The sequence below is a fragment of the Aedoeadaptatus coli genome (genome assembly GCF_900343085.1).
Classification (GTDB): domain Bacteria; phylum Bacillota; class Clostridia; order Tissierellales; family Peptoniphilaceae; genus Aedoeadaptatus; species Aedoeadaptatus coli.
This window is the reverse complement of the sequence record NZ_OPYI01000006.1, coordinates 27,780-47,247: the sequence shown is the minus strand read 5'-3', so window position 1 is coordinate 47,247 and position 19,468 is coordinate 27,780. Positions and strand designations below refer to the sequence as shown.

The 19,468-nt window shown below is 54.1% G+C and carries 22 protein-coding genes; 14 read left to right on the top strand and 8 right to left on the bottom strand.

From position 1 onward, the window contains the following. Positions 1-71: 71 nt before the first annotated feature. From tpx to DG046_RS04170, 7 genes are all read left to right on the top strand, one after another. Entirely contained in the window at positions 72-581 is a 510-nt protein-coding gene (gene tpx, locus DG046_RS04200; RefSeq protein ID WP_108831306.1) for a thiol peroxidase, read from the top strand. 2 nt (positions 582-583) lie between these two features. Next, positions 584-1,063 carry a 23S rRNA (pseudouridine(1915)-N(3))-methyltransferase RlmH gene (gene rlmH, locus DG046_RS04195; RefSeq protein ID WP_108831305.1) on the top strand — a complete coding sequence of 160 codons (480 nt, stop codon included), beginning with the start codon at positions 584-586 and terminating at the stop codon, positions 1,061-1,063. Positions 1,064-1,072: 9 nt separating this feature from the next. After that, entirely contained in the window at positions 1,073-1,255 is a 183-nt protein-coding gene (locus tag DG046_RS04190; RefSeq protein WP_108831304.1) for a CDIF630_02480 family spore surface protein, read from the top strand. A 61-nt stretch (positions 1,256-1,316) separates the two neighbouring features. Further along, the gene (locus DG046_RS04185; RefSeq protein WP_108831303.1) at positions 1,317-1,820 is read left to right on the top strand and encodes a hypothetical protein; all 504 of its coding nucleotides are present in this window, start codon (positions 1,317-1,319) and stop codon (positions 1,818-1,820) included. Continuing rightward, positions 1,820-2,581 carry an NADPH-dependent oxidoreductase gene (locus DG046_RS04180; RefSeq protein WP_108831302.1) on the top strand — a complete coding sequence of 254 codons (762 nt, stop codon included), beginning with the start codon at positions 1,820-1,822 and terminating at the stop codon, positions 2,579-2,581. Before DG046_RS04185 ends, DG046_RS04180 begins: the two co-directional genes overlap by 1 nt. Positions 2,582-2,584: 3 nt before the next feature. Next, positions 2,585-3,001 carry a WapI family immunity protein gene (locus DG046_RS04175; RefSeq protein ID WP_108831301.1) on the top strand — a complete coding sequence of 139 codons (417 nt, stop codon included), beginning with the start codon at positions 2,585-2,587 and terminating at the stop codon, positions 2,999-3,001. A 237-nt stretch (positions 3,002-3,238) separates the two neighbouring features. Further along, positions 3,239-4,399, top strand: coding sequence for an MFS transporter (locus DG046_RS04170; RefSeq protein WP_108831300.1), 1,161 nt, complete (start codon positions 3,239-3,241; stop codon positions 4,397-4,399). A 57-nt stretch (positions 4,400-4,456) separates the two neighbouring features. Here DG046_RS04170 and DG046_RS04165 read toward each other — a convergent pair whose 3' ends face one another. After that, positions 4,457-4,861, bottom strand: a complete 405-nt coding sequence (locus DG046_RS04165; RefSeq protein WP_234411456.1) for a Fur family transcriptional regulator — start codon at positions 4,859-4,861, stop codon at positions 4,457-4,459. Between the two features lie 144 nt (positions 4,862-5,005). On the opposite strand from DG046_RS04165, the gene DG046_RS04160 reads away from it, so the two are divergent. From DG046_RS04160 to DG046_RS04145, 4 genes are all read left to right on the top strand, one after another. Beyond that, positions 5,006-6,115, top strand: a complete 1,110-nt coding sequence (locus DG046_RS04160; protein ID WP_108831298.1) for a metal ABC transporter substrate-binding protein — start codon at positions 5,006-5,008, stop codon at positions 6,113-6,115. Next, entirely contained in the window at positions 6,112-6,771 is a 660-nt protein-coding gene (locus DG046_RS04155; RefSeq protein ID WP_108831297.1) for a metal ABC transporter ATP-binding protein, read from the top strand. The genes DG046_RS04160 and DG046_RS04155 overlap by 4 nt, the downstream gene beginning before the upstream one ends. After that, positions 6,771-7,577 (top strand): metal ABC transporter permease, encoded by an 807-nt coding sequence (locus DG046_RS04150; protein ID WP_108831296.1) that lies wholly within the window; start codon positions 6,771-6,773, stop codon positions 7,575-7,577. Before DG046_RS04155 ends, DG046_RS04150 begins: the two co-directional genes overlap by 1 nt. A gap of 126 nt (positions 7,578-7,703) precedes the next feature. Then, positions 7,704-8,600 (top strand): DegV family protein, encoded by an 897-nt coding sequence (locus tag DG046_RS04145; RefSeq protein ID WP_108831295.1) that lies wholly within the window; start codon positions 7,704-7,706, stop codon positions 8,598-8,600. Between the two features lie 60 nt (positions 8,601-8,660). Here DG046_RS04145 and DG046_RS04140 read toward each other — a convergent pair whose 3' ends face one another. Continuing rightward, a complete protein-coding gene (locus tag DG046_RS04140; protein WP_108831294.1) occupies positions 8,661-9,890 on the bottom strand; it encodes a dicarboxylate/amino acid:cation symporter in 1,230 nt (409 codons plus the stop codon). Between the two features lie 173 nt (positions 9,891-10,063). Here DG046_RS04140 and DG046_RS04135 point away from each other — a divergent pair, with 173 nt between their 5' ends. The 3 genes from DG046_RS04135 to DG046_RS04125 all read left to right on the top strand — a co-directional run bounded on the left by DG046_RS04135 (position 10,064) and on the right by DG046_RS04125 (position 14,352). Beyond that, positions 10,064-11,251: a hypothetical protein gene (locus DG046_RS04135; RefSeq protein WP_108831293.1), complete on the top strand. Its 1,188-nt coding sequence runs from the start codon at positions 10,064-10,066 to the stop codon at positions 11,249-11,251. A gap of 94 nt (positions 11,252-11,345) precedes the next feature. Then, positions 11,346-13,187, top strand: coding sequence for an acyltransferase family protein (locus DG046_RS04130; RefSeq protein ID WP_159082055.1), 1,842 nt, complete (start codon positions 11,346-11,348; stop codon positions 13,185-13,187). A gap of 91 nt (positions 13,188-13,278) precedes the next feature. Next, complete coding sequence (locus DG046_RS04125) at positions 13,279-14,352, top strand: iron-containing alcohol dehydrogenase family protein (RefSeq protein ID WP_108831291.1); 1,074 nt, start codon at positions 13,279-13,281, stop codon at positions 14,350-14,352. Between the two features lie 50 nt (positions 14,353-14,402). Here the strand turns inward: DG046_RS04125 and DG046_RS04120 are convergent, their stop codons facing one another. The 6 genes from DG046_RS04120 to cysK form a co-directional block, all read right to left on the bottom strand. After that, the gene (locus tag DG046_RS04120) at positions 14,403-15,206 is read right to left on the bottom strand and encodes an SH3 domain-containing protein (protein ID WP_108831290.1); all 804 of its coding nucleotides are present in this window, start codon (positions 15,204-15,206) and stop codon (positions 14,403-14,405) included. Next, the gene (locus DG046_RS10005) at positions 15,203-15,391 is read right to left on the bottom strand and encodes a zinc-ribbon domain-containing protein (protein WP_159082054.1); all 189 of its coding nucleotides are present in this window, start codon (positions 15,389-15,391) and stop codon (positions 15,203-15,205) included. The genes DG046_RS04120 and DG046_RS10005 overlap by 4 nt, the downstream gene beginning before the upstream one ends. Beyond that, a complete protein-coding gene (locus DG046_RS04110) occupies positions 15,391-15,885 on the bottom strand; it encodes a zinc ribbon domain-containing protein (protein WP_108831288.1) in 495 nt (164 codons plus the stop codon). Before DG046_RS04110 ends, DG046_RS10005 begins: the two co-directional genes overlap by 1 nt. 111 nt (positions 15,886-15,996) lie before the next feature. Next, complete coding sequence (locus DG046_RS04105; RefSeq protein WP_108831287.1) at positions 15,997-17,445, bottom strand: carbon starvation CstA family protein; 1,449 nt, start codon at positions 17,443-17,445, stop codon at positions 15,997-15,999. Positions 17,446-17,546: 101 nt separating this feature from the next. Continuing rightward, positions 17,547-18,128 carry a serine O-acetyltransferase gene (gene cysE / locus DG046_RS04100; protein WP_108831286.1) on the bottom strand — a complete coding sequence of 194 codons (582 nt, stop codon included), beginning with the start codon at positions 18,126-18,128 and terminating at the stop codon, positions 17,547-17,549. A gap of 2 nt (positions 18,129-18,130) precedes the next feature. Beyond that, positions 18,131-19,009, bottom strand: a complete 879-nt coding sequence (gene cysK, locus DG046_RS04095; protein WP_108831285.1) for a cysteine synthase A — start codon at positions 19,007-19,009, stop codon at positions 18,131-18,133. Between the last annotated feature and the right edge of the window lie 459 nt (positions 19,010-19,468).

Genomic DNA, 19,468 nt, shown 5'->3' with positions numbered 1-19,468 from the left:
TCTGTTAGTTTCCCGAGATTTAGGATATACATGTAATATATGATTTTGTGAACGAACCTAGGAGGTACATTATGTCCAGAGAAAATATTACATTTGGCGGAAACGCCATCAACATTTTAGGCGAAGAAATTAAAGTCGGCGACAAGGCACCGGATTTTGTAGCGGTAAACAACGATTTAAGTCCCTTTGAATCCAAGGAATTAAACGGCACCGTACGCATTTACTCCGTCGTTCCTTCCATCGACACCGGCGTTTGCGCCATTCAAACAGGAAACTTCAATCAAATGGCCACGGATTTAGGTGACAACGTCCACGTCATCACCATTTCCAACGACCTTCCCTTCGCACAAGAACGCTTCGGCGCCGCCGAAGGCATCGACCGCGCCAAACTCGTCAGCGACTATCAAATCTGCGATTTCGGTAACAAATTCGGTTTCTTGATCGAAGGCCTGCGTCTCTTGACCCGCGGCATCGTCGTCGTCGGCGAAGATGACAAGGTAAAATACGTGGAATACGTCCAAGAAGTGACCAATCACCCGGACTACGACAAAGCCCTTGAAGCAGTAAAAGCGCTGATCTAAGCATGCGCATACGGGTTCTGGCCCTCGGAAAGTTAAAGGATCCCGCGCTGAGCGCCTTGGTTTCGGAGTATGTAAAGCGGCTTCGGCCCTACGTCCCCACCGAAGTGGTGGAGCTCAAGGACGAACGGGCGCCGGAAAGTTTGTCCGAGAAAGAGGCTGAAGGGGTTCTTGCGCGAGAGGGCGAGGGCCTTTTGGCAAAAATCAATCCGCGGGATACGGTGATCGTATTGGCCGTGGAGGGAAAGCAGGTGGATTCACCGGCTTTTTCCGAAAAATTATACGATTTTCTTGAGACGACCTCGGGAGATGTGGTCTTCGTCATCGGAAGCAGCATGGGACTTTCCCCCGCCGTCAAGGCGCGGGCAGATTGGCTTTTGTCTTTTTCAAAGATGACCTTGCCCCACACCCTGATGCGCGTCGTATTAATGGAACAAATTTACCGGGCCGCGCGCATTCACGCCGGCCATGTGTATCACAAATAGGAGGATGTTGTGCCTAAAAAAGAAGAAAGCGCAAAAGCAAGAAGAGAACAAGAAAACCAAAACGACAAACACGCTCCGGCATCGGACATTTACAGCAAGGTAGCCGGCAAGGATCCGGAAACCGGCGTTGAAATCCCGACGGATGAAGCCGTTAAAGAATCCGTGGAATGGGTGAACGAAAACGCGAAATAAGCGTTTCATGTAAGGTACCGGCAGATGTCGGTACCTTTTCTATTTACAGATGGGGGAGAACATGGGCGAGAGAAATCGGGCCTATTATTTATACACGGATCAATTGCCCGACGCCGAGGGCTTTCTGCCCGTGGAGGCGGCTTATTCGGCGCGCTTAAAAGCGGGAGACGGCCTGTGGCTCATCGGCGATGAGCGGCGGTTTTACTTCGTCGACGGCATCACCGACGCCGGGGTGTATTTAACGGAGGCCGAGGGCCATTTCGCCGAAGCCGGGGACATGAATCTCCCCGCCATGCGCCACTCCGGGGCGCTGATGCCCATGGACAAAAAGCCCCTGGCCGTGGAAGTGGAACACGGCGACGGGACGGGCCCCGGGGAGATGATCATTCAGCTCTACGGAAAAGACGAAGGCGGGCTCTTTAAAACCGCGGGGGATGAAGAAGACGCCTATTTGGCGGAATCCCTAAAGGGGCTCTTGCGCATGCAGCTCAAGACCATGGAGTCTACGGCGGAAATCGGCAATTTGTGGATTCGCCGTCTGAGAGAAAAACAGAGGAGGAAGTAATGGCAGATAAAAGCCTTTTTGAGAGACAATTAAGCCACGTGACCATTCGGGAGTTTACCGACGAGCCCGTGGATCCCGCGTTGGTGGAAGCATTGAAAGACGTGGCCAATCGCACGGCAACCTCCACGGGGATGCAATCTTATTCCATCATTCGCATCGTGGATGAAGAGAAGAAAAAGGCCTTGGCCGACATCGGCGGACAGGATTACATCGCCCGGGCGCCGGAGCTGTGGGTTTTTGTCGCGGACGTGTACAGAAACAGCCGCATCGCCCGGGAACAAGGGGTGGAACTTGAAGCCGAGGCGGACAGCGACCGCTTCTTCCAGGGCTTTACCGACGCGGTCTTGGCGGCGCAAAACGTCACCAATGCCCTCGAGGCGGCGGGGCTGGGCGCCGTGTATTTGGGGAGTCTTTTAAACGACGCCCGCGCCGTCATCGAGCTCTTGAATCTGCCAAAGCTTACCTTCCCGGTCTTCGGCCTGGGCTTCGGCCATCCCAATCAATCGCCGCAGCTCAAGCCCCGCATGTCCATGGATCTGAAGTGCTTCACGGACAGCTACGTGGTATTTGACAATTACCTGGAAGCCATTAAGGATTACGACAAAGAAATGCAGACCTACTACGACCTCAGGGATGCCAACCGCCGGGTGGATTCTTTTTCCAACCAAGTGGTCGCCCGCTTAAAGGGCGCCACGAAAAATCGGGCGGCCCTCGCACAAATCGCCGAGGAACAGGGTTTTCGTTTATCGAAGGAGAAATAGCCCATGCTTCACTTAAAAGAAGGAAACAAAGAAATTTCCGTCGACGTCTTGGAGTTCGAGTACCCGCCGGGATGGGGCGTGGGCACGGGATTCGACGCCGATTATTTAATCTGCAAGATCCGTGCAACCGACGGAGAATCGCCCTTTGAGGCGGAAGACAGCTTCTTTAAATTCGAGGAGCTCGTGGCCATTTACGACGAGTGCATTCGGATTTTAGACGGCGACAGCTACGGCTTTGAAGCCGTCATCGAAAACAAACAACTGGGCTTTTACGTGGAAATCGAAGAGGGCATGCTCTCGGTGACCTTTAACTACCTGGACGACGATCTCTTTTCCGTGAACGAAAAGCAGACGCCGGTGGAATTTGAAGAAATGACCCACGAAATCTACGACACCATTCGCCGGTTTATGGATCTGTAAAAATTTGCAGGCAATAGATAAAGAACCCTTGACGGCATGGGCAATTCATGTGATAATGAACCTATCGATGGACGAACGTGCCGACTTACTCCTAGCTATAAGTTTTATTACTTAGAGTTGTTTCTTACTTACTGTTGCTTACCAAAAATCGGAATGGCATACCATCGAGAGGCTTCAAAAGCCGAAAAAAGTGGCCCGCGGGTCACTTTTTTTTTGAAAAATCCTGTGAGGTGATCCATGCAATCCAATCGAAGCGTCTTCCGCACCGCCCTGCCACTGTACTTTACTTATTTTATCCACGGCATCGGCGTATCCATCTTGTCCCAGTACAAATCCGCTCTGCAAAGCGCCTGGGGCGCGGCGGATATTTCCGCCGTCATCCAGGTCATCGCCGCCCTGGGATTGGGTCGCTTGGTGGCCCTTCCCGTCTCCGGCTACGTCTCCGATAAATGGGGGCGAAAGGTATCGGGCCTTTTGGGCGTCGTTTTGTACGCCCTGTACTTTTTCGGCATCGCCTTTTGCGCCTCCGCTTCCGCCGCCTACGCTGCGGCAGTCATCGGCGGCATGGCCAATTCCTTTTTAGACACCTGCGTCACGCCGACGATCCTCGAGCTCTTTAAGGAAAAGGGCCCGAAGGCCAATATGTTTACGAAATTCGCCATGTCCTTGGGCCAATTCGTGTTGCCCTTCGCCATCGGCTTCGCCGCGGCACGCTCCTTCTCCTACACGGCAGTCTTCGCCTTTTTAGGAGCCCTTATCGCCGCCGACGGCCTTTTGATTTTAACGGCCCCCTTCCCGGCCATGGAAAAGGCGCAGGAAAAGGCCAAGGGATCGGCGGGCATTCGCCGAGGCATCGTCCCCGTGGTGCTTATGGGCTTTACCGCCACCGCCACCTTCACCTTGTGGCTCAATTGCAATCAAGAGCTGGGAAGCCTCTACGGCATGGCGGATCCTTCCATGATTCAGTCCGTCTACGCGGCGGGCACCATCGTCGCCATTTTGGCCACGGCCTTTGTGGTGCTCAAAAAAATCGAAACGGAAGATGTCCTCGTCCTCTACCCGGCCATTTGCCTCTGTGCTCTCGCCTTTACCTATGTGGTTAAAAGCCCCGTCTCGCCCTTAATCGGCGGCTTTTTCATCGGCTACGGCGGCGCCGGCGGCGTCCTGCAGCTGGTGGTGGCCGAGGCCAACGGCCTTTACGAAGAGCACAAGGGAAAAATCACCTCCGTGGTCATGATGGCCTCCTCCCTGGCCAATTACGTGGTCCTCGCCGCGGCGGGAGCCGTGACGGCCACAGGGGGCGTCGATGCGCCGAGAAAAGTCGTGCTTTTAAACATGGCCATCACCGCCGCAAGCGTTGCTCTCGCCCTGTGGATCCGGCGGGGAAAAAAGGCGTAATGGATTTGAATAGTTGAGCAATCAAAAAGGAACCGATGGCATCTATCCGTCGGTTCCTTATTTTTTTAAACAGTCCGGGCAAATTCCCTCCAGCTGAAAGCGGTGGCCCGTAATGGCGTAGCCCGTGGCCCGCATAATGTGTTCGTCCAAGGCGTCCAGGGGGCAGTCGTCGATGGGGGCGAGCTTGCCGCAGCGGGCGCAGACGATGTAGTGGTGGTGCCCGCCGCCCTTCATTTCGTAATAGGTGCTCTCGTCCTGCTCCAGAGAGGCCTGCAAAATCCCCGTCTCCGTGAGCTGATTTAAGATCCGATACACCGTAGACAGGGACGCGCACACTTCTTTCGGCGTCTCCTTAAACACGTCCATGGCGCACATGGGCCCGGGGGCTTTTTCTAAAATCTTCAGCACTTCCAGGCGGCCTTTCGTGGCCTTTAAACCTTTTTCTCTCAATAATTCTTCCATGACCATCCTCCCGGATCCATCATAAGCCATGAAAAGAAAAAAGAAAAGCGATAGAAAAATTTTTATGAGAAGACTTCCCGACAAGGGGGAAACGTGGTATACTAAGCTCCGTTAAATAACAATGATTTTTATTTAGGAGGCAATATGAAAGTAAAACAAATCGTCGCCGTAGCCTGCGCCGCAGTCATGCTTACGGCCTGCGGATCGAATGCGGCAAACAACAATAATAATAACGACAACAACAATGACAATAAAAAAGTCGTCGCCACCGAGAGCCAAAAGCCCAAGGCGGAGGGCCTGAATGTGGTGACCACCACCTATATCCTTCGCGATCTCACCGAGGAAATCGCCGGGGACAAGGCCACGGTCACCTGTTTAATTCCCAAGGGCCAAGGGGTTCACGGCTTCGAGCCCTCGCCCAAGGACATGAACTCGGTGAATGAAGCGGATCTTTTCATCTACAACGGCGCCGGTCTGGAATCCTTTACGGATCGCCTGAAGGAAACCGCAGAAGGGGACGCCACCTTTGTGGAAGCCTCCGAGGGCATCGAGCTCTTAAAGGGCGGCCACCATCACCACCACGATGAAGACGCCGATCACGACCACGATCACGACGCCGCCGACCACGATCACGATCACGACGCCGCCGACCACGATCACGATCACGACGCAGCCGACCACGACCACGATCACGACGCAGCCGAACACGATCACGATCACGACGCCGCCGAACACGATCACGACCACGAAGGCATGGATCCCCACGTATGGATGTCTCCGGAAAATGCCGAAGAAATGGCGGAAAACATCTGCGAAGCCCTGTCGGCCAAAGACCCCGACAACGCCGCTTTCTATAAGGCCAATTTCGAAAAACTCAGCGAAAAATTCGACGCTCTCGACGACTCCTTCGAAAAGGTGCTCTCCAATGCCAAATACAAAGACATCGTCGTCAGCCACGAAGCCTACGGCTACTTGGCCAAGGAATTCGGCTTAAATCAAATCCCCATCGAAGGCATTAACTCCGAATCGGAACCGGATCCCAAAGCCATGAAGACCATCGTGGACGAAATGAAGGCCAAGGGCATTAAAACCGTCTTTACGGAACCCCACGAAGATGATAAAATAGCTCAAACCATCGCATCGGAAGCCGGGGCACAAGTAAAAGAACTGGATCCCATGGAATACGAAAGCGATAAAAACTATTTCGAACGCATGGAAAGCAATCTGAAAACACTGGAGTCTGCATTGCAATGAAAGAAATCTATCGGGTCAGTGACCTGCGCTTTTCCTACGGGAAAAACGATGTGTTAAAAGGAGTGAATCTCTCTGTTAAACAGGGAGATTTTCTCGCATTTATAGGGGCCAACGGCTCGGGAAAATCCACCTTAATCAAACTCCTTTTGGGCATCGAGAAACCCACGTCGGGCACCATCGAATACGACGGCAAGCCCCTGGGAAAAGACACGGACTTTTCCCGCATCAGCTACGTGCCCCAGCTGATGGTCGCATCCTACGACTTTCCTATTACGGTAAACGAGCTGGTGGATCTGGGCCTTTACGGGGAAAAATTAACGGCCGATGAGCGCGAACGTCGCATCGACGACGCCCTGTCCCTCGTGGATCTGGAGGGCTTTCATGATCGCCTCTACGGCGCCCTCTCCGGCGGGCAAAGGCAGCGGGTGTTAATCGCCAAGGCCCTGATCTCCATGACCGACGTGCTTATTTTGGACGAGCCCACGACGGGCATCGACTTTAAGGCCCGGGAAGAGCTCTTTCACATTTTGCGCCACCTCCACGACGTGCACGGGATCACCATTTTAATGATCACCCACGAGCTGCACCTGGTGGAAGACATGATCGACGGCGTCTACGTCCTGGAAGACGGCGTCCTTGAAAAGAGGCGAGGCTGATGGAACTGTTTCAATACGAATACATGATTCGGGCCATGATCGTGGGCCTGGTCCTTTCGATCGTCATTCCCGCCATGGGTGTGGTCATCGTGAATCGGCGGCTGGCCATGATCGGCGACGCCCTATCCCACGTGTCCCTGGCCGGGGTCATGTTCGGGCTTTTGGTGGGGATCAATCCCATCTTAGGCGCCATCATCACCTGTGCCGTGGCCGCCCTGTCCATGGAATGGATTCGCCGCCGCTTCCCCTCCTACGGCGAAATCTCCACGGCGGTCATTATGTCCACCGGCGTGGGCCTGGCCTCCATCCTCTCGGGCTTCGTGGAGGGCGGGGCCAATTTCGAATCCTTCCTCTTCGGCACCATCGTGGCCATTACGGATTTCGAATTCTACATGATCCTCGCCGTCTCCGCCGCCGTGGTGCTCTTTCTTCTGTTGAATTACAGAAAGCTCCTCTACCTGTCCTTCGACAGCATTTCCGCCCGCCTGGCCGGGATTCGCGGCGATCGCCTGAGCGGCCTCTTCGTCCTCTTAACGGGCCTCACCGTGGCCATTTCCGCCCGCACCGTCGGGGTTTTGATCATCTCATCCCTTCTCGTGCTTCCCGTCTCCTGTGCCCTGCAGCTGGAACTCAGCTACAAAAAAACCCACGTCGCCTCCGTGCTCTTCGGCATTCTGTTTACCGAAGGCGGCCTCATCCTCTCCTACTATCTGGGGCTCAAGCCCGGGGGGAGCATCGTGCTCCTCGGCGTGGTAACTCTTATCGTTCTGTTGGTAAAAAAACAACTCGCCGGCGCCGAAAAGTAAAAAATCGGCGGCGAGGGCGGGTTTTTTCGCCTTCCGTTGACTTTAAATGTCGTAACACGTAATATAAAAACGAACAGAGATGCCCGACGGCGGCATCAGCGAAGAAAACGCCATAAGGAGCGAACAATGATTAAACTTTTTACCGACGACGGCGCGGATATAAATTTCACCACCTCGGAACGCTACGGCATCGTGCAGTTGCCCATCGCCGTCTCCGACGGAGAAAACGAATTTGAAACGGGCCGGGCCATGGACATTTCCAATTTCTACGACAATATGCGGGCGGGCACGGTTTACAGCACCTCTCGCGTCATGCCGCAAGTCATGGAAGAGGCCTTTCGTAAAGCCCTGGAAGCGGGAGACGACGTGCTCTACATCAGCCTCTCCTCCGGCCTCTCCGGCTCCTACGAAGGGGCGGTCATGGTAAAGAACGCCTTGGAAAAAGAGTATCCGGGAAAAATCGAAGTGGTGGATTCGAAAGCCGCCACCTTCGGCGAAGGCCTTCTCGCCCTAAAGGCCGCCATCCTGCGGGATCGGGGAGAGAGCCTTCAGGCCATTGCAGATTACCTGAACAAAATCAAAACCACCTCCCACGAATGCTTTACCGTGGGCACCCTGGAGTATTTGCACCGCGGCGGGCGCGTGTCAAAAAAGGCGAAAATCGCCGGCGGCGTTCTGCAGCTTTGCCCCATGCTGGAACTGGAGAAAGAGGAGGGCACCTTGGAGCTTCTGGACGTCTACCGCGGCCAGAAAGCCTTTTTGAAAAAGCTGAAAAAATACATCCTCGAACACTCGAAAGACGGCAAATTCAATCCGAATCAACGGGTCTACGTTTATTCCGGCGATTGGCCCGAGCGGGTGGCGCTGGTCAAAGACTTTTTAATTAAAGACATGGGCATGGAAGAGAAAAACATCGACACGTCCCAGCGCGTGGGCTGCGTCATCGGCGCCCACACGGGCCCGGAAGTCTGCGTCGTCACCTTCGGCGGCGATCCCGACGAACTCTCCCTCATGAACGAATAAGTTTTCGCAAATGAATAAATTTTCGCACAAAAAAACCGGCTGCAAGGCCGGTTTTTCGCGTTAGGAAAGACTTTCTTCTTCCACCGGTTTCGGCTGTTTCAAAATGTGTTTGTAGTACACTTTTTCCACGAGCATGGAAATGGCGTTGTCGCCGGCCACGTTGGCGGCGGTACCGAAGGAGTCTTGAGTTAAATAGAGAGAAATCAAAATGGATGCCATGGGCGAGTTCGTCGCCACGCCGACGATGGGAAGGAATGGCAGTGCGCTCATGACGGCACCGCCGGGTGCCCCGGGTGCGGCGACCATGGCCACGCCTAAGACGGCGATAAATTGAATAATCAAGCCGAAGCTGTGGGGCATGTTGTACATATAGAGCAAGGTGTAGACGCAGGCCGTCAAGGTAATCATGGAGCCGGGCAAGTGGACCGTGGCACAAAGGGGAATACAGAATTCCCGAATTTGGCGGCTGACGCCCATTTGCTTGTTGCATTCCACATTGACGGGAATGGTGGCGGCAGAGGATTGGGTGCCCACGGCGGTAAAGTAGGCCGGGAACATCTTCGTAAAGGTCTTGAAGGGATTGCGCTTCGTCGTCGTACAAGCCACGAGGAACATGGCGAAGACGTAGAGCAGGTGCAGAACCAAAATGCAGCCGAAGATCCGAATAAAGACGGAAAGAATGGCAAAGACGCTTCCGGAGTAAGCCATGTTGGCGAAGTTACCGAAAATGAAGAAGGGAAGCAAAGGAATAATTGCCTTGGACAGGACCAAATTAATCATTTCGTTAAATTCGTTAATGAGCTTGTAGAAGGTGTCGCCGCTGTTTCTTTGGCGAAGAATCGACACGCAAAGGCCCACCATAAAGGCGAGGATCAAGGCGCCGGTGACGTCGATGGCCGGTTCCAGGGGAATTTCGAAGAGGGCGCTTAAGTTCTTTTCGGAGGCCGATTTAATCTGCTCGACCATTTCCTGGGAAATGAACGAGGGGAAGATGCCGTGGGCCATGGTATAGGACAAACTCCCGGCGATTAAAGTGGAGCAATAGGCCATGCCCACCGTGGCGAGGAGCAATTTTCCCGCCCCTTCCGACAAGTCGGCGATGCCCTTGGCAACAAAGGCGATAATCATCAGGGGAATGACAAAGTTCAAAAACTTACCGAAGTTCGCCGAGAAAGTGACGGCGATCTTCGTCACCACTTCCGGCAGGTAGGAGCCTACCAAAATACCCAAAACAATGGCAATGATAAGCTTGGGGATGAGGCCCAGAGTAAAGGCCTTTTTTTCAGACATAATAAACCTCCTTAATAAATGATTGAATTGGTATTATTATATCAAAACGAGGCGAAAAAGGGGGAAAAAGCCTAAGAATGCGTGTCGAATCGGTGAAAAGATTCTTTTCAAGGGCGGGTCGTTGTGATAGTATTTTTGTAAATAGAAGCAATCCCTTAGAATGGAGGAATATCGTGACCAACGATAAACGCAATTATCTTACATCCATTAGTTTCGGTGTCGCGACGGTTTGGTTCTCTACCCACTGCGGTGCGGGTTTCGCATCGGGGACGCAAGAGCTTCAATTCTTCGCAAACCACGGATGGTTCGGCACCTTAATGCCGATTCTGACTTTTATTTTGATCGCCGTCACCTACTACGTCGGCCTGGAAACGGCGCGGCAAACGGATAAGTGGGGCTACGACGCCTGGTCCAAGGAAGCTTACGGCAAGTACGCCAAGATCTTCACCCCGGCCATGGACGTCAGCGTCATCATTACCACCATCGCCGCATCGGCAGCCACCATCGCATCCGGCGGCCTCTTGGTTAATCAATACCTGGGCCTGCCCGTCCTCGTCGGCTCCGTCTTTATGGTCGTGGTCGTTACCCTGTTGGTTATTTTCGGCGAAGAACTCGTCCGGAAAAACGCCACCATTATGACCATTATGATTTTAGCTATTATCTCTATTGTTATCGTCTCCGGCCTCATTAAATTCGGTCCGGACATTGCGCGGCTCTTCTCCGAAGGCTACGTCAATCCCAATGCCACCAAATGGGGCATTTCCGCATCGGATCAAACCGTCCCCGGAAACATCGGCAACTCCCTCTTGTGGGCCTTGACCTATGCGGGCTTCCAAATCAGCGCCATCGGCGGCATTACGGCATCCTTTAAAGGCGGTCAATACAAAGAAGAAGCAAAAGGCGCCATGATCATCGGCTGCATTATGAACATTCTCATGCTCGTCGGCATCACCCTTTTGATCTTCTCTCAAATGCCCGACATTTATTTAGACGAAGCGTCTCGGGCGCTGCCCACCATCGCCGTCGTCAACAAATTGGACATTTCGATCCTCTCCGTCCTTTATCCGATCCTGCTCTTCTTGGCACTGATCACCACCGCCGTCGGCTTTATCTTCGGCATCGTGACCCGTATGGAACCCCACGTCATGAAAAACGAAACCAATTTGGTCAAGAAAAAGGCCATTATCGCCGTCGTTTCCTTGATCGTTTGCTACTTGGTTTCCACCCTGGGCTTAATGTGGATCGTACAAAATGCCTACAAATACCTGGGTATTTTCAACTGGGCATTGATTATTCTGCCCCTGTGGATCTTGGGCTTCAAAAACATCAAGCGACGGGATCAGGAAGCCGCCGGCAAATAATCGCAAGTTTATATCTCAGGGATTCGCTTTTATTCATATTCGAGGAAAGAATGGACTCAGGTCCATTTTTTTCGCGTATAAAAGGAGGCTTTCAGTGCACAAAGAAAAAGAAATAAAATCTTTTACGGGACTCCGCGCTCTGGCCCTGTGGGGCGTGATACTCTACCACTTGTATCCCCACAAAATCGTCGGCGGCTACTTAGGCGTGGTCATGTTTTTTTTGCTCTCGGGCTACCTGCTCATGAGCCAACATCTGTCGGAAAAAAACCACGCGCCCTTTAAAAAGCTCGCCAAACAGTACAAAAAACTGACGCCGCCCTTGGTCTTTGTCGTGGCCATGGTGGTATTCATCGCCGCCTTGGCCTTTCAGGGGGAATTTCGCGACGTCGCCGCCTCGGGAATCAGCGCCGTCTTCGGCGTAAACAACTGGCAGCAAATCCTCCGGGGCTTCTCCTACTTCGATCTTCACGGGAAATTTTTGCCCTTCACCCACTTCTGGGCCTTGTCGGCGCAGTTGCAATTTTATTTGATTTGGGCCGTTTTAAGGCAATTCTGCGGCAAAAATCGGGGCAAGCTCGCCCTCTCTTTGGCCGTCACCGGGGGAATTTCCCTTCTGCTCATGCCCGTCATGACGCCCTTTACGCAAGATGCGACCCGCATTTACTACGGCACGGACACCCGCTACTTCGCCTTCGCTATCGGCGCACTGGCCGGGCTCATGGGCGAGAAGGGCAGCTTCAAGGGCAGCCAAAAGGCGAAAGGGATGCCTGCGGCCGTTCTTCTCGGCCTCATGCTTTTGTCCTTCGTCTTCTTCGCCGAAGGACGTTTCCTCTACTACGGCGGCATGGCCCTCTTCAGCCTCATGGGGGCGGCCCTCTTGCTCTATACGGCAAAAGACGACAACGCCACGGCCAAGGCTTTGAGTGGCCCCGTGCTCCGCTACTTCGGCACCCGCAGCTACGAGCTCTACCTGTGGCAGTACCCGGTGATGCTCGTCTTTCAACAGGCCTTCTCCCACAGCGAACTTTCCTACTTCGCCGTGGTGCTCATTCAAATGCCCGTCCTCTTCATCCTGGGCGAAGTGACCTATCGCCTCTTTAAGCGCCCGGCGAAAAAGCGCGTCTTAACCGTCTCTGCCGCGGTCCTCGCCCTCATCACCCTCATCGGCACCTTCGCCTTCAGCCCGAAGCGCATGGCCGCCAAAGAAAAGGCCGAGGCGAAAAAAATCGAGGCCCGGGAAAAAGAAGCGGCCAAGGCCAAGGAACCCGAACCTTTGGACGATGAAAACCTCTCCGACGAAATCAAAGAAATCAACCGGCGCTGGCCGGCGGTGGCCCTCGGTGAAAAGGACGTGAACGCCCTGGCCGAGCGCGACGGCCTGATGATCGGCGACAGCCTCACGGAAATGGAAGCGGAATACATCAAAATGCTCCTGCCGAAATTTACCATCGACGGCAAAAAGAATCGCCAAATGGCAAAGGGCAAAGAGATTTTGGAAAGCCACGATTTAAGCGCCCTCGCAGACGACGCCCCCATCGTGATTCAGCTGGGCACCAATTACGACTTCAATACCAAGGTGCTTGACGACCTCATCGCCGCCACGGGAGAGCATCCCGTTTACCTCATCAACACGGTCATGCCCGATCCATGGGAGGGCGCCGTCAACGAAAAGCTCGCCAACGCCGCCAAGGCGTCGAAGCGGGTGCACCTCATCGACTGGTACAAAATCGCCAAGGAAGAAGACGAGCTCTTTATTTCCGACCACACCCACCCGAAAAATCTGGGCCTCTACCTCTTTCCCCAAGTGGTGGCCAAGGGCATCATGCCCTCGGTAAAGCCGGTGAAGGCAAAGCCGAAAGCCGACGCTGAGGATAAGGACAAGGCAAAAAGCGAAAGCAAAACCGAAGCGGGCCGCGAAAAAACGGCAGAGGAATAATGTATTCTTCGCCCATCTCCCTTGAAGACGCCGGGGTTTCAGGTGTATAGTGTTTTGCAACAACCGTATTGAAAGAAAGGGGAGCAATACCATGTATATGCCGAATTACCATCTGTCGAAAGACGGTTACGACGAATTGCCCGAGGTGTTGGCGTCGAGGGGCTTTAAAAAAGTCGCCCTCATCGGCGGCGAACGCGCCTTAAAGGCCGCTTCGGGAAAAATAAAAGACGCCCTGAAAGGATGCGATGTGGAAATTACCGGCACCTTCGTCTACGGCGTGGAGTGCACCAATGCCAACATCGAGCGGCTGAAAAATGAGCCCGCCGTGAAAGAAGCCGACGTGCTCTTCGGCATCGGCGGAGGCAAGGCCCTGGACACGACGAAGGTCCTCTCCCTGCGCGCCGACAAGCCCGCCTTTTCCTTTCCCACCATCTGCTCCAATTGCGCGGCCATGACCGCCATCGCCGTGGTCTACGACGAGTCGGGCCGGGTGGAAAGCTACGAATTTCCCAAGTCTCCCTCGGATATCTTCATCGACCTGAAAATCATCGCCGAAGCCCCGGAAATTTACTTCTGGGCCGGCATCGGCGACGGCATCAGCAAACAGGCGGAAGTCCTTTCCGCATCCAAAGGCGACGACTTGAGCCACATGGCCCGTCTGGGCGTGGGCATCGCCAAAACCTGCGAACAGCCTTTCCTGAAGTGGGGCAAAGAAGGCCTGGACGATGTGAAGCACAACCGCGTCTCCCGGGCCGTGGAAGAAATCGCCCTGGACGTCTTGGTCTCCACGGGCTACGTGAGCAATCTCACCAATCAGCCGGATTTCTACTACAATTCCTACATCGCCCACATCTTCTTCGACGCCGCCTGCCTGATCCCGAGAGAAGGGGAGTACCTTCACGGCGAAGTGGTCTCCTTCGGCGTCATGGTCCTTCACGCCTACGACGACAACGAGGCGGAGCTGGAAAAAATCGCCCACTTCAACCAATCCCTGGGCCTGCCCATTACCCTGGAAGACGTAGGCCTCACGGCAGAGGATCTGGACGAAATGATGACCTTCGTTCCGGAAACCACGGAGTACAAGCGCTCGAGCAAAAACATTTCTCCGGAAAAAATAAAAGCCGCCGCCTTAAAGGCCGATGCCTTTGGCCGCAGCTTGAAATAAGCGCAAAAGAAAACCCTGTCCGTCGACAGGGTTTTTTGTATGGCTTGAATTCAAAACTCGCCGTTTAAAGTGCGGTAGGAAATCCAGCCGTCGCCGATATTGCACCAGGTCCTCACGGAATCCGATTGGGTGTCGATGACGTAGACTTCGGCGCCGCGACTCAAGGTGTAGGCCACCGGGTAATTCTTTCCCGGGCCCGTGCGCACATTGGCTTCCGCCGCGGTGACGTATTGATAGGTATAGAGAATGCGGCTCGCCTCCGAGGCCCGCTTGGCGTTTTTTTTCGCCGATTCGGCGGCCTTGGCGGCTTCCGATTCCGCGGTGGCGGCGCGAATCTTTTCTTCGCTTAGATTTTGCGCCCCCTGCTTCACTTTCTTCTTCAGATCGGCCAGCCGGTCGTTGTTCGGGGCCACGGCGATGAGCTCGTTGACCATGTCCATGGCGTCGTCGAAATCGTCTGCGTCCATTCGGGCCCAAATCTCATCGGCGGCGGAACTCACCACGTCCTTCGCGCCCTCTTTGGCCTTATCGGACAGATCGTTGTCGTGCTCTTCGATGGCGGTGTAAATCCGCAAAGCCTCTTTAAAGGAGTCGCTTTCAAAGGCATCCTTCGCTTCATCCAAGAGCGCCTGATCCTTGGCCATGGTCTTGGCGTCCTTTGCCCGCTCCTTGTATACGTCGCGACCTGTCATGTCGTAGAGCTTGTCGTACTGTTCACGGGCCTTGTCGTAATTTTTATCCTCGATGGCAGCGGCAGCGGATTTTTCCAAGCTGATCCGCCGGCTCGTGCGGTAGATAAAAAACGAGAGCACGAGAAGAACGATCACCGCAAAAACGGAGGCGGCGATGATCACGCCCTTCTTTTTCCCGGGCTTTTTCTCCTCGACCTCGTCGTAGGCATAGGCGGAATCCGCATCGTAGGCGCCACCGGTTCCAGGATCGCCGTGTCCCGGGGGGCATTATTTTCCAGTGGTTGTCCGCAGGATTTACAAAATTTTGCGTCGGCGGCATTGTCTGCGCCGCAAGATAAACATTTCATCATATATCACCTAAAACAGGAGCTGTAAAAAGGGTTAAGCCGGACAGAAGCACGAAGAAAAGCCAGAATCCGCCGATGAGTAATTGCGCGATAAAACAGACGAAGCCCGCCCGATTCCACGTGTCCTGCACTTGGGAAAATTCCTCCATGTCGCGGTAGCGGTTGTTTTCGTAGGCCCAGGCGTTGCCCTTAAAGCCCGCGACAAAGGGCATGACAAAGCCGACGATGGGCACGAGGCACAATAGAGTTATGTAACAGCGATTGCCGATGCCCCAAATCAATGTCAGGGAAAAGGCGCCCCAATTAAAGCGTCCGGGCACTTGGCGACTCGCCCTATCCGCCTGAGCGCCATTGTCGTAAGCCGCGGGCGCGATTTGGAGGGGGCGGGTTTGGTCCTCTTTATAGGAAGGTTCGGGACCGTCGACGGGCGCGCCGCAGCCGGTACAGAATTTATCTTCCGGGGACAATTCGTGTCCGCAGTGAGTACAAAACATAATAACCTCCTTTATGTAACCATGGTATATTTTTTTGAAAACAATTTCAATATAAAAAATCGAAAAGAGGACATAAAAAAAGCGCCCCAAAAGGAGACGCTTTTCGCGATCTTACTGTTCCGTCTTCATAACCTCGTCGCCGCGGTTTTTGACGACTTTCGAAATCATAAAGCAGAAGAAAGCCGCGCCGACGACGCCCAGTACATAGGCGATGGACATGGGCAGGCGCAGGCCGATATCGGCACTGGCGATGTAGGATGTGACGATAAAGGCGTAGAACATGCCGGGGATCAGGGTGATGAAGTAATTCTTTCCGTGCATCTTTAAATAGACGCTGATCAGAGCCAAGGCGAAGACGGCCACCAATTGATTGGTGAAGCCGAAGTAGCGCCAGAGGATTTGGAACCCTTGGGCGTTGCTCTTGGCGAAGAAGAGAATCAAGACGGCGGGAATAAACAGGATCAAAGACAGAAGCACCCGGTGCTTTGCCGTGGATTGATCGAAATTAATTTGTTCCGCCACCATGAGGCGCAGGGAACGGAAGGCCGTGTCCCCGGAGGTAATGGGAAGGACGATGACGCCGGCGACGGCAAAGAGGCCGCCGATCTTGCCCATAAATTCGCGGGAAATGTTGCCCACCATAAGGGTGGCGTTCGTGTCCAGGGCCGCGCCCCGGTTGAAGACCACCATGGCGCCTGCAGCCCATGCCATGGCGATAAAACCTTCGATTAACATGGAGTTGTAGAAAATATTCCGGCCTTCAAATTCCGATTTCGTCGTACGGGAAATCAGGGTGGCTTGGGAGCCGTGGAAACCCGACAAAATCCCGCAGGCCACGGTAATAAAGAAGATGGGGATAAACAATTGGCCCGTGGGGTGTTTGCTGATCAACACGCCTTGGGTTATGTTGTGCAGATCCGCTCCGCCGGTAAGGACGACGCCGCCAAAAATGCCGATGGCGGAAATAATTAATACGGCGCCGAAAATCGGGTAGACGCGGCCGATGATCTTGTCGATGGGAAAGAGCGTTGCCACGATGTAATAGAGCAAAATTCCCGCGTAGGCGTACCAAATGGCGGCGCCGTTGACGTCCATGCCCAAAAGATCGTTGACGATCAAGTCCCCGGGGGTGTAGATAAAGACCACGCCGGTTAAGAGCATCAAGATGCAGATAATCACGATGTAGATCTTATTGGCCTTGGGGCCCATGTAGCGGGAAATCAATTTCGGCACCTGATTGCCGTTGTTACGAATGGAAATCATGCCGACGAAATAGTCGTGGGTTGCGCCGGCCAGGACGCAGCCGATGGGAATCGTTAAAAAAGCGATGGGGCCGAAGAGAATCCCTTGAATGGGTCCCAAAATCGGGCCCGTACCCGCGATGTTCAACAATTCGATTAATGCGTTTTTGCCTTTGGACATGCCAACGTAGTCGACGCCGTCCGCCAAGCGAATGGCGGGGGTTTCACGGTCGTCGGGGCCGAAGACTTTTTCCACGTACTTGCCGTAGAAGAAGCCGCCCACTGCGAGGATGACCAGGCCGATTAAAAATAAAGCCATAATGCCTCCTAAAACTGTTTCTTATTTTTATACAACGTATCCCATTGTAGGGTAAATGGGGCCTGAAAACAACCGTCGATCGCAAATCGAACCGAAATTAATCATCGATTTTGCGCGGTTTTTACATGGCGCGGCGGATTGTTCAGGGAAAAGGAAAAATCAATGGGCACCGTCGGGTGGGCATTTTCCGCTGGCACGCCCACCACTGTGGTGTTGTCGGCAACGGGATCCAGCACCACGGCGCCGGCGCCTACCTTGGCTCCTTCGCCGACGGTAATGGGGCCCAAAATCGTGGCCCTCGCCCCGATCATGGCCCCGTCTTTTACCGTGGGATGGCGCTTCGTCTTGCTCAGGCCGCGGCCACCTAATGTGACCCCGTGGTACAAGGTGACGTCGTCGCCGATTTCCGCCGTTTCGCCGATGACCACGCCCATGCCGTGGTCGATAAAGAGCCGCTCGCCGATGGTGGCTCCCGGGTGAATCTCGATGCCCGTTTTTCTGCGGGCTCGGTGGGAGAGAAAGCGGGCCAGAGTCGTGTGGCCCTTTTTGTACAGCCGATGGGCGCGGCGGTGGCTCAACAGCGCCGCCACCATGGGGTAGAGAAACATGGCTTCCACGATATTTCTGCAGGCCGGGTCCTTTTCCAAAATCACCCGGGCGATTTTTCTACGCTCTTTAAACATGCCTAAAAAAGCTCCGTGGACATGTACCGCTCGGCGGCATCGGGAAGGACGGTGACGATATTGCCTTCGAAGCGCTCCGCAAGCGTCATGGCGGCCGCCACATTGGCGCCGGAAGAAATCCCCACGCTCAGGCCTTCTTCCGTACTTAATCTCTTTGCCATGGCGATGGCTTCGTCGCCTTTTACGGTGATCACCTCATCCACCACCTCGGGATCGTAATTGCCGGGGATGAAATTGGCGCCGATCCCCTGGATCTTGTGGGTGCCTGCTTTCTTTTCCGTAATCAAAGGGCTTTCCGCCGGCTCGACGCCCACGATGTACGCGTCGGGATTTTCCGCCTTTAAAGCCCGGCCCACACCGGTCACCGTGCCGCCGGTGCCGATGCCCGCCACAAATACGGACACGTCGCCGTCTAAGGCCGAAAGAATTTCCGGACCCGTGGTGAGCTCGTGGATGCGGGGATTGGCCGGGTTGTTAAATTGATCGGGCAAGAAATACTCGCCGGTTGCCGCCATTTCCTTGGCCTTGTCCACGGCCCCTTGCATACCGCCTTCTTCGATTAAAATGAGTTCCGCGCCGAAGGAGCGAATCAAGGCCTTGCGCTCGTCGCTCATGGAGGCGGGCATGACGATGGCCACCTCATAGCCCAATTGCTTGCCCACCAAAGCCAGGGCGATGCCCGTGTTGCCCGACGTGGGCTCCACGATCTTCATGCCCGGCGTGAGGGCGCCGCGGTTGACCGCATCTTCGATCATGTGGTAAGCCACCCGGTCCTTAATGGAGGCGGCGGGATTGTTCTTTTCCAACTTGGCGTAAATGCGACCGCCGCCCATGGACAATTGCACGAGGGGCGTTTTTCCGACTGTATCTAAAATATTCATCACAAAACCAACCTTTCTGCTTCGGATTCCTTCGGCCATTGTATCGCGTAGAAAGGGGGATGTAAACCGGTTTTCTGTTAATATATTGAGGACAAAATATAACCCCGACGGTGCCGATTGATATGAAAAGCAAACCGAATTTATTATTGTCAAGTTACCTTCTTACTTAAAAATTGATTCTTTCATGGCTTTGAGACCCGGGGAAGGGCCCAGGGCGCCCGCATTCGCCCTCTGGCCCTTCTCCGGGGCCCTCATGACCTATCCCGACGAGCGAAGCGAGTCGTTGGAAGGTCAGATGCAGTCTTACACCGTTTCAAGGAGGCGAAGCCGAATCGAAACGGATGTATAGTTGTACATCCCCCTCGACCCTAACGCTTTTTAGAAGTGCAAATGCCTGACGGCATTTGATTTGTATTGGGCCGCGTTGCTGAAAAAAGAATTAGAGTTGAGCGAAATTAC

Excerpts from the sequence above, each read along its gene's own strand:
- tpx (WP_108831306.1), top strand. The coding sequence starts at position 72 with ATGTCCAGAGAAAATATTACATTTGGCGGAAACGCCATCAACATTTTA.
- rlmH (WP_108831305.1), top strand. The coding sequence starts at position 584 with ATGCGCATACGGGTTCTGGCCCTCGGAAAGTTAAAGGATCCCGCGCTG.
- DG046_RS04185 (WP_108831303.1), top strand. The coding sequence starts at position 1,317 with ATGGGCGAGAGAAATCGGGCCTATTATTTATACACGGATCAATTGCCC.
- DG046_RS04180 (WP_108831302.1), top strand. The coding sequence starts at position 1,820 with ATGGCAGATAAAAGCCTTTTTGAGAGACAATTAAGCCACGTGACCATT.
- DG046_RS04175 (WP_108831301.1), top strand. The coding sequence starts at position 2,585 with ATGCTTCACTTAAAAGAAGGAAACAAAGAAATTTCCGTCGACGTCTTG.
- DG046_RS04170 (WP_108831300.1), top strand. The coding sequence starts at position 3,239 with ATGCAATCCAATCGAAGCGTCTTCCGCACCGCCCTGCCACTGTACTTT.
- DG046_RS04165 (WP_234411456.1), bottom strand. The coding sequence starts at position 4,861 with ATGGAAGAATTATTGAGAGAAAAAGGTTTAAAGGCCACGAAAGGCCGC.
- DG046_RS04160 (WP_108831298.1), top strand. The coding sequence starts at position 5,006 with ATGAAAGTAAAACAAATCGTCGCCGTAGCCTGCGCCGCAGTCATGCTT.
- DG046_RS04155 (WP_108831297.1), top strand. The coding sequence starts at position 6,112 with ATGAAAGAAATCTATCGGGTCAGTGACCTGCGCTTTTCCTACGGGAAA.
- DG046_RS04150 (WP_108831296.1), top strand. The coding sequence starts at position 6,771 with ATGGAACTGTTTCAATACGAATACATGATTCGGGCCATGATCGTGGGC.
- DG046_RS04145 (WP_108831295.1), top strand. The coding sequence starts at position 7,704 with ATGATTAAACTTTTTACCGACGACGGCGCGGATATAAATTTCACCACC.
- DG046_RS04140 (WP_108831294.1), bottom strand. The coding sequence starts at position 9,890 with ATGTCTGAAAAAAAGGCCTTTACTCTGGGCCTCATCCCCAAGCTTATC.
- DG046_RS04125 (WP_108831291.1), top strand. The coding sequence starts at position 13,279 with ATGTATATGCCGAATTACCATCTGTCGAAAGACGGTTACGACGAATTG.
- DG046_RS10005 (WP_159082054.1), bottom strand. The coding sequence starts at position 15,391 with ATGAAATGTTTATCTTGCGGCGCAGACAATGCCGCCGACGCAAAATTT.
- DG046_RS04110 (WP_108831288.1), bottom strand. The coding sequence starts at position 15,885 with ATGTTTTGTACTCACTGCGGACACGAATTGTCCCCGGAAGATAAATTC.
- DG046_RS04105 (WP_108831287.1), bottom strand. The coding sequence starts at position 17,445 with ATGGCTTTATTTTTAATCGGCCTGGTCATCCTCGCAGTGGGCGGCTTC.
- cysE (WP_108831286.1), bottom strand. The coding sequence starts at position 18,128 with ATGTTTAAAGAGCGTAGAAAAATCGCCCGGGTGATTTTGGAAAAGGAC.
- cysK (WP_108831285.1), bottom strand. The coding sequence starts at position 19,009 with ATGAATATTTTAGATACAGTCGGAAAAACGCCCCTCGTGCAATTGTCC.